The following is an 8,983-nucleotide window of genomic DNA, read 5'->3' on the forward strand; positions in this document are numbered from 1 at the left end:
TTTAAACTGACTTAACGTAAATCGCGTTAAAAACCTTTTTGTAAAAAGAAAACTGGCATGAAATGATTTTAATGTTATTACCGTGATAGCAACGACCCTATTATATTTTGTAGGCTATTAATTGCGGGTGTTTTTCAGTTTGGCGTTACAACCTGTACTGGGCGATCCAAATTTTAACCCTGGCAGCGACAGGGGTTGTTATCTACTTTTTAGCTGAGCAAATGTGAATTAAATGTTTCAGTATGGCTATTTGATAAATTAATAATAAAGACATGTTAACAAACATAGGCTCGTAACATGTCATATCGCCTGAGTATTCTGGATAAAAGCCCCATCGGGGAAGGTGAAACTGCCGCAACCGCGCTTTCCCGGACGTTGCGCCTGGCGCAACTGGCAGAAGAGTGGGGGTATCATCGTTTCTGGATCGCGGAACACCATAATACGCCACAGCTGGCCAGCCCATCGCCAGAGCTGGTGATCGCCTGGATCCTCGGGCAAACCCAGCATATCCGCGTAGGTTCCGGCGGCGTGATGCTGCAACATTACAGCCCGTACAAAGTGGCGGAAAACTTCAATCTTCTGGCATCGCTGGCTCCTGGACGTGTCGATCTCGGCGTAGGGAAAGCCCCTGGCGGCTTACCGCTGTCGACCCAGGCGTTACAGCATGGGCTGCATCAGGAAGAAAAAGGCAGTTTTGCCGACCAGCTTTCTTTGCTTAACGATTGGCTGGCGCTGAGCGGAACGGAAAGCGGGGAGACGGTATTCCCGACGCCAATTCCACCGATACCACCGGAAAAGTTTGTTCTGGGAGCCAGTGTGCAAAGCGCGCAGTTAGCAGCGCAATCCGACTGGAATTTCATCTTCGCAGCGCACCTCAATGGTGACAAAGCGTTATTGCATGACGTTTTGTCCTTCTGGCAGACCCACAGTGCACGCCCGACGATCGTCGCCGTGCAGGTGATTGTGGCTGACAGTTACGACACCGCTGCGCAACTGGCGGAAAACGTACAACTCTGGGGCGTGGAGCTGGAAGATGGTCAACGTGTTACGGTAGCCAGCGAAGAACAGGCGCTGGCGTTTGCCGCTCAGTCTGGCAGCCCACCACGCAAAATCGCGCGTCGTGAACAGGCGTTGTTACACGGCACCGCTCAGGAGGTGATGGCAAAGCTGAATGCTCTGCATACGCAATTTGGTATTGACGAGTTCATTATCGACACACCAGTGGCGCAAGGGCATGCGCGTCTGACATCGCTGCGTTTGTTGGCGCAAGCCCATAACACCGTGGAGGTGCTCTGATGACTCTCGGCTCAACGCTTATCGACTGGCGTCGTGAACTACATCAGCATCCGGAGCTTTCTCTACAGGAGGAAGCAACCACGGCGCGCATTCACGCCTGGTTGCACGCTGCGGACGTCGACATTCTGCCATTCGAGCTGAAAACCGGTCTGGTCGCGGAAATTGGTCAGGGGGAAGATGTCATCGCGCTGCGGGCGGATATCGACGCGCTACCGATAGAAGAAAGCGCCGACGTTCCGTTTCGCTCCCTCACGCCGGGCGTGATGCATGCCTGCGGGCATGACGTCCATACCAGCGTCATGCTTGGTGCAGCACTGCTGCTAAAACAACAGGAAACAACCTTACCGGGGCGAGTACGTATTTTGTTTCAGCCAGCTGAAGAGAGTTTCGGCGGCGCAAAAACGTTGATCCGCGCCGGTGCTCTGCAAAACGTAGCGGCTATTTTCGGTATGCACAATGAGCCCGGTTTGCCGGTGGGTGAATTTGCCACACGTGGCGGCGCATTTTATGCCAATGTCGACCGCTTCGTGCTGCGCATAAATGGCAAGGGCGCACATGCGGCGCGTCCTCATGAAGGTAAGGATTCCATCCTGCTTGCCAGCCAACTGGTAACAGTGCTGCAAAGCGTTGCCAGCCGCGACGTTAACACGCTGGATTCGGTGGTGCTCAGCGTGACCCGTATTCAGGGAGGAAACACATGGAACGTTCTGCCGGAGTCCGTTGAGCTGGAAGGGACACTCAGAACGCACCGAACCCAGGTACAGCAGCAGGTTAAGGCTCGGGTTAATGACATCGCCGCCGGATTTGCCCACGCCTTTGGCGCACAAATCGACGTAATCTGGCATGCGGGACCAACCGCATTGGTAAATGACGATCGTTGGGCCAATATTGCCACCGCGGTGGCGAAACAGTCAGGCTATACCACCCACCATGCCGACCTGCATATGGGCGGGGAGGATTTTGCCGTCTACCTGCAAAATACGCCTGGCGCATTTGTCAGTATTGGCAGCGCCAGTGAATACGGATTACATCACCCGGGATTCAATCCGGACGAGCGTTTAATTGAACCTGCCGCGCATTATTTTGTGCAGTTAGCAAAAACGGCATTCGCACATCTTTAAGTTTACCTGTTGGGTAGGGGTTATTATGGCTGAAAATCGGCAACTACGGCTCGGCACTATTCTGCATGGCGCATCGGGAAATATGTCCGCATGGCGTCATCCGGCGGCTCAGGCCGATGCCAGTATTAATTTTGATTTTGTCAAAGAGACGGCGCTTATTGCGGAAAAAGGGAAGCTGGATTTTATTTTTGTCGCTGATGGTCTGTATATTAATGAAAAATCAATCCCGCACTTTTTAAATCGTTTTGAGCCGCTGACGGTATTATCCGCTTTGGCCAGCATCACCCAGAATCTGGGACTGGTTGGCACTGTGTCCACATCATACAGCGAGCCGTTTACTACCGCTCGGCAGTTCGCTAGCCTGGACCATCTCAGCCAGGGGCGCGCCGGGTGGAACGTGGTTACGTCACCTCTGGAAGGATCGGCAAAAAACTACTCTCGCGCTCAGCATCCAGAGCATGCCCAGCGTTATCGTATTGCCGATGAATATTTACAGGTAGTGAAAGGGCTGTGGGATTCCTGGGAAGACGATGCTTTCACCCGTAATAAAACAAGTGGAGAATTTTTTAATCCGCAAAAACTGCATACGCTTAACCATCATGGAGATTATTTCCAGGTCGCCGGACCGTTAAATATTGGGCGTACGCCACAAGGCCGTCCGATTATATTTCAGGCGGGCGCTTCAGTAGATGGTAAAAAATTAGCGGCACAGCATGCTGATGCCATTTTTACCCATCAGGAGTCGCTGGCAGAGGCTAAAGCGTTCTATCAGGATGTAAAAAGTCAGCTGGAAAACACCGGACGACATCCCGATCAACTGCATATATTCCAGGGCGTTAGCGTTATTGTTGGCGACAGCGCAGAGGACGTTGAGCAGCAGTATCAGACTACCGCTGCGCTGGTCTCCGTTACTGACGCGCTGAACTATCTTGGCCGCTACTTTGAACATCATGATTTTGCCCAATATCCGCTGGACGCACCGTTCCCGGATCTGGGCTCTCTCGGACAAAACAGCTTTCGCAGTACGACTGATGAGATCAAGCGCAACGCACGCGAGCGTGGTTTAACACTTCGTCAGGTTGCTCTGGAAGCGGCAAGTCCTCGTCCGCGTTTCAGCGGCACGCCACAACAGGTTGCCGACGGACTGCAGCAGTGGTTCGACGAAAAAGCCGCAGACGGTTTTATCATCCAGGGTGGCACGCCGGATACCTTTCCGCGGTTTGTCGAACAGGTTGTCCCCGAGCTTCAGGCGCGCGGCCTGTTCCGCCATGAATATCCCGGTACGACCCTGCGCGCAAGCCTGGGATTAGCGACACCTGCAAATCAATTCACACAATAAGAGAAAAACGCTATGCAGAAAAAATCACTATTCCTCGCGCTGTCACTGGCTTTCAGCGCGACCGTTTGGGCAAATGAGGTGACGATTAACGGCACCGGCGTAAGCCTGGAAGCCAATAAAGCGCCGATTAATACGGTAAAAAATCCGCAGGCGATTGCACAGTTGCCCGCAAACCTGCACCTGGCCGTACCGGGCAAATTCACCGTGGCGATTGCCGGGCTCAGCCAGCCGCCGCTGACCGTCTTTGCCGATGACAATAAAACGCTGATCGGCAGCGAGGCGGACATCGCTCGTCTGGTGGCTGACAGTTTGGGGCTGGAACTCAACGTTGTACCTACGTCATGGGAAGACTGGCCGTTGGGCGTCACTTCCGGCAAATACGATGCCGCGATCAGCAATATTACCGTCACCAAAGCACGCAAAGAAAAATTCGATTTCGCGACGTATCGGAAGGACTCTCTTGGCTTTTATGTCAAAACCGGTAGCAAGCTGAAGAAAATCGAGCAGGCGGAAGATATCGCCGGACTGCGCATTATCGTCGGTTCGGGGACTAACCAGGAAGCCATCCTGCTGGCCTGGAACGATGAGAACGTGAAGAAAGGGTTACAGCCGTTTACGCCGGTGTATACCAAAGATGATGCCGCGCAAACCCTGGCCCTGCAGTCAGGCCGCGCCGATGCCTACTTCGGTCCTAATGTAATCGGCGCGTGGAAAGCTGCACTCAACGGTAAAACGCAATTAGTGGGTAGCGTTGATGGCGGTTGGCCAAAAGCGGCACATATCGCTGTGACGCTGAAAAAAGACAGCGGTCTGGTTCTGCCGGTACAAACCGCCCTCAACGGCGTGATTGGCAACGGCGACTATGACAAGGTGCTGAATCGTTGGGGAGAAGGGGTGGAACGCATTCCACAATCTGAAATCAACCCGGTCGGTTTAGGCGACTAAGGAGGTCATCGTGAGCGATCAATTTCGCGTGCTCTCACCGGAAGCCAGCGAACTGCAGCCCATTTTGAACGGTCTGTTCGGTGAATATGCCGCCCGCTATGGCGATTACTTTTCTCGCGACGCTGAAGTGGAACTGACCGAATGGTATCTGGCGCCGCAGGGACTTTTTGTGGTACTGGAGCGCCGCGGCGAAATTATCGCCACCGGGGCTTACAAACCTTACGACAAGGACACCGCCGAGATTAAGCGTATCTGGACAAAAAGCAGCCTGCGTCAGCAGGGGCTGGCAGCGCGCGTGGTGCAGGAACTGGAACGTAGAGCGCTGCTCGCAGGCTACAGCCGGATTTATCTGACCACGGGATTTCGCCAGCCGGAGGCCGTCAGACTTTATTTAAGCCAGGGCTACGATCCGCAATTTGATACGACGCGCGATCCCGAAGAGTACAGCCTGCCGCCGTTTGATGGACGGCTGCGCTTTACCAAACTGCTGACTATTGCCGGTCAGGCCAGAATCGCCTGAGGAGAGAAAATGAAAACGACAGATAGCATTAGAGTCGTACCGGCACGTTATCCCATGCGTACCGTAGGCGCGGTCATTGCCTTATTTGCCCTTGCGGTAATTCTTCAGTCCGTGGCGTTTAATCCGCGCTGGGAATGGAGCGTGTTTGCCCGCTGGTTCTTTGATCCGGTTATCTTGTCCGGCCTCGGGCAAACGCTGTTACTGACGCTGATCGGGACGCTGTTGAGTATTGTCATCGGCGGTCTGCTGGCGTTGGCGCGGCTTTCATCTTCCTGGCTGTTGAACGGTCTGGCATGGGGGTACATCTGGCTGTTTCGTTCGTTACCGCTGATTGTGGTGCTGATCGTTTTGTACAACTTCTCCTATCTGTACGACACGTTGACAATTGGTATTCCGTTCACTCCCATTCAGTGGAGAAGTTTTGAGACCATCAATGTGCTCGGCCAGTTTTCTACTGCGGTGGTTGGCCTGACGTTGGTACAAAGCGCCTATACCGCTGAAATTATTCGCGGTGGATTTTTAGGGGTCGATCACGGTCAGTACGAGGCAGCGGCAGCGCTGGGCTTACCGGCATGGCGACGTACGCTGCGGATTATTCTGCCGCAGGCGCTGCGCACCATTTTGCCTGCTGGCTTCAATGAAATCATCAGCCTGGCGAAAGGGACGGCGATGGTATACGTGCTGGCAATGCCGGAGCTGTTCTACACCATCCAGATGATCTACAACCGCACGCAGGAAGTGATCCCGCTGTTGATGGTGGGTGCGGTGTGGTATCTGGTGATCACCAGCGTCCTGTCGTTAATTCAGCACCTGGTCGAACGTGCGCTGGCACGCAGCGAACGACGTTCAGCCATCAATACCGCCCGGGTAAGTCGTGCAGAAAAACGCAGTCGTCAACGCCCACAGCAGGAGGCCGTCCATGTCCCGCTTGCCTGAAGGCCATATTTCTATTACCGGCGTTAGCAAATACTTTGGTCGCCACAAAGCGCTGGATAATGTGTCTCTGGAGATCCCTCCCGGCACGGTAACGGTCATTCTTGGGCCGTCCGGTTCAGGGAAATCCACACTCTTACGAACCATCAACCATCTGGAACGCGTCGATGAGGGGTTTATTCAAATCGATGGCGATTACATTGGCTATCGTCGGCAGAGAGACAAGCTGTATGAGCTGAAAGAGGCGGAAATTTTGCGCCAGCGGGTTAATGTCGGCTATGTGTTCCAGAACTTTAATCTGTTCCCGCACTTAACGGTTCTGGAGAATCTGATTGAAGCGCCCATTGCGCACGGACTGGCAACGCGTAAAGCCGCCACCGAGCGGGCATTAACACTGCTTGATGCGGTAGGGTTACGGAATAAAGCCGATGCCTGGTCGCGTCACTTATCCGGCGGTCAGCAGCAGCGTATCGCTATTGCCCGTGCGCTGGCGCTAAATCCGCGCGTCATGCTGTTTGATGAGCCTACATCTGCACTGGATCCTGAACTGGTCGGTGAAGTACTGGATGTCATTAAAGCGCTGGCGAAGTCGGGAACCACGCTGGTTGTGGTAACGCATGAGATTGGCTTCGCCCGAGAAGTCGCAGATCAGGTGGTGTTTATGGTCGATGGCAAAATCGTCGAGCAGGGCAGCAGCGAGCAGGTGCTGAATCATCCATGCCACACGCGCACTCAGCAGTTTTTGTCGAAAGTGCTTTGAGACACATTGCGGCACAATGCTGTGCCGCACAGAGGTTATACAGTGACGACGATTTTGCCTACCTAAAAATCAAAAGTAAGCGGAAGAAAAAACGGCCATGTGATGACCAATGATCGGGTTGGCTATCTTACTTAACCTTGCGGGCGTTGTCTGTCTTCAGTTCGTCATAAGAGGCTTCAAGAATCCAGAGGCATTTTGCCCCAGCAGCCGTGCTCAGTAGTGCCTGACGCGTCCGCTGGTAAAATGCGTCCACCTTGTCCGGGGTTTCCGTCGGCGGGGTGCATACGATATCGGAGCCAATCATGTGGGGCCAGTGTCCGGCGTCGAGAGCGTCTAACGCCCTCAGTGCGCCGGTGGTGTTTGCTGTCAGTGCCGCCGCGAGCGAATCCTCCAGTCTCTGAGCCTGTTTAACGTCGGCAACTGCTGCTAGTGCCGGAACCTGCTCAAGCCATTGAACCTCACCAGCAGCAATGCCTCGGAATGCGTCCGGCCAGTCAGTGGCTACTGCCATCGCAGGGAGTGACAGCGCTGCCAACAGTAGAATGGACAGGCGCTTCATCGCACGACCTCAAGGTCGCCACCATCGCGGAGACTCGCCGCCTTACCACTGTGTTTATCGGTGGGCTGCATGACGCCATGATTCAGGCCAATAATTTCGATACTTCCTTCACGGCCATGAATGTCGACAGAGCCTTTGATATCAGCGCCGCCGTCGTCTTTTAGCCACAAATACGTGGGAATTGCCATTTGTTTAAAACTCCATTTAAGAAAATTCTATTTAAAGTCCTGTAGTGTTAATCAATTACGTGCCGCACCCACGCTATCGCCTATAAAATCACCCGTCAATTTTGTGCGATGAGGATGTAAATAGACCCGTTTTAGTTCCAGGCATTTTTTGAGATCCCGGCCAAATGATTGTGTTGCCGATATTCCTCCGGCGTCATATTGTTCAGTGATTCATGCGGGCGTTCACAGTTATATTCTGACACCCATCTTTCCGTGATTTCCCGCACTTCATTCAGCGTTCTGAACAGATAAAAATCGAGTATTTCTGTACGGTATGTTCGGTTAAAGCGCTCAATAAAAGCGTTCTGCGTCGGCTTACCCGGCTGAATAAATTCCAGTTTTACTGCATGTTGCTCTGCCCATTCAGCCAGTGCAAGTGAGATAAATTCCGGACCATTATCCATGCGTAGCATGACCGGATAGCCGCGATTTGCCGCGATCCTGTCGAGTACACGGACCACGCGCAAAGCTGGCAGATTCAGATCGATTTCAATCGACAATGCCTCACGGTTAAAGTCATCAACGACATTGAACGTGCGAAAACGACGGCCACAGACCAGAGCATCATGCATAAAATCGACAGACCAGCTCTGGTTCAGCGCTTCCGGTGTGGCCAGTGGCGAGGGATTACGCACCGGCAACCGTTGTTTGCCTTTACGGCGAAAATTCAGCTTCAGCAGACAATAAATACGATGGATCCTTTTGTGATTCCACGGGTATCCCTGCCGCCGCAGAACCTGGAAAAGTTTTGGAAAACCGTACCGTGGGTATCGCTCTGCCACTGCCTGTAACGCGACAATAACGGGTTCGTCACGCGTGGTATCCGGACGGTAATGGTAAACCGTTCTGCTCAGGTTCAGACTCCGGCAGGCCTGACGGATACTGAGTCCAAATGTCGTTATCAGATGAGTGACCAGCTCACGCTTAAAGGCTGGTTTTAAAGCTTTTTTTCGATAACGTCTTTCAGCGCCCGGTTCTCAAGGCTCAGGTCGGCAAACATCTGTTTGAGACGTCGATTCTCGTCCTCAAGATCCTTGATCTTTTTAATATCAGAAGCCTCCATGCCGCCGTATCTGGACTTCCAGTTGTAGTAGGTGGCTTCAGAGATACCGGCCTCCCGGCAGACATCTTTAACGGTTCGTCCGGCTTCAACCGATTTAATTACAGCAATGATCTGATGCTCAGTAAAACGGGCTTTACGCATAGCGATCTCCTTTGTTGGCAGAGTGATTATGCCGGAGGGTCTCTAAATGTGAATGGCACGATTATGCGGGATACTTACA

The 8,983-nt window shown here is 53.1% G+C and carries 9 protein-coding genes and 1 pseudogene; 7 read left to right on the plus strand and 3 right to left on the minus strand.

The window, feature by feature from the left end:
* The first annotated feature begins 297 nt into the window (after positions 1-297).
* From OGY37_RS18715 to OGY37_RS18740, 7 genes are read left to right on the plus strand one after another with little or no spacing between them, the layout of a single operon-like run.
* Entirely contained in the window at positions 298-1,296 is a 999-nt protein-coding gene (locus tag OGY37_RS18715; protein ID WP_149384233.1) for an MsnO8 family LLM class oxidoreductase, read from the plus strand.
* Positions 1,296-2,417 (plus strand): amidohydrolase, encoded by a 1,122-nt coding sequence (locus OGY37_RS18720; protein WP_198579202.1) that lies wholly within the window; start codon positions 1,296-1,298, stop codon positions 2,415-2,417. The genes OGY37_RS18715 and OGY37_RS18720 overlap by 1 nt, the downstream gene beginning before the upstream one ends.
* Before the next feature lie 25 nt (positions 2,418-2,442).
* A complete protein-coding gene (locus OGY37_RS23515; RefSeq protein WP_502873467.1) occupies positions 2,443-3,756 on the plus strand; it encodes an LLM class flavin-dependent oxidoreductase in 1,314 nt (437 codons plus the stop codon).
* A gap of 12 nt (positions 3,757-3,768) precedes the next feature.
* A complete protein-coding gene (locus OGY37_RS23520; RefSeq protein ID WP_502873544.1) occupies positions 3,769-4,701 on the plus strand; it encodes an ABC transporter substrate-binding protein in 933 nt (310 codons plus the stop codon).
* A gap of 10 nt (positions 4,702-4,711) precedes the next feature.
* A complete protein-coding gene (locus OGY37_RS18730; RefSeq protein WP_003833076.1) occupies positions 4,712-5,221 on the plus strand; it encodes a GNAT family N-acetyltransferase in 510 nt (169 codons plus the stop codon).
* A 9-nt stretch (positions 5,222-5,230) separates the two neighbouring features.
* Positions 5,231-6,157, plus strand: coding sequence for an amino acid ABC transporter permease (locus OGY37_RS18735; RefSeq protein ID WP_198579201.1), 927 nt, complete (start codon positions 5,231-5,233; stop codon positions 6,155-6,157).
* Entirely contained in the window at positions 6,141-6,914 is a 774-nt protein-coding gene (locus tag OGY37_RS18740) for an amino acid ABC transporter ATP-binding protein (RefSeq protein WP_286621524.1), read from the plus strand. Before OGY37_RS18735 ends, OGY37_RS18740 begins: the two co-directional genes overlap by 17 nt.
* Positions 6,915-7,041: 127 nt before the next feature.
* Here OGY37_RS18740 and OGY37_RS18745 read toward each other — a convergent pair whose 3' ends face one another.
* The 3 genes and pseudogenes from OGY37_RS18745 to OGY37_RS18755 all read right to left on the minus strand — a co-directional run bounded on the left by OGY37_RS18745 (position 7,042) and on the right by OGY37_RS18755 (position 8,904).
* Positions 7,042-7,473: a hypothetical protein gene (locus OGY37_RS18745; protein ID WP_286621526.1), complete on the minus strand. Its 432-nt coding sequence runs from the start codon at positions 7,471-7,473 to the stop codon at positions 7,042-7,044.
* 26 nt (positions 7,474-7,499) lie between these two features.
* Positions 7,500-7,661, minus strand: a pseudogene (locus tag OGY37_RS18750) (type VI secretion system tube protein Hcp); the annotation flags it as partial.
* Between the two features lie 131 nt (positions 7,662-7,792).
* A protein-coding gene (locus OGY37_RS18755) for an IS3 family transposase (protein WP_103848104.1) occupies positions 7,793-8,904 on the minus strand; the annotation gives its coding sequence in 2 pieces (ribosomal slippage) (positions 7,793-8,643 and positions 8,643-8,904; 1,113 coding nt in all).
* Positions 8,905-8,983 lie beyond the last annotated feature (79 nt).

Origin of the sequence: Citrobacter sp. Cpo030 (assembly GCF_030333005.1) — a bacterium.
GTDB classification, from domain to species: domain Bacteria; phylum Pseudomonadota; class Gammaproteobacteria; order Enterobacterales; family Enterobacteriaceae; genus Citrobacter; species Citrobacter portucalensis.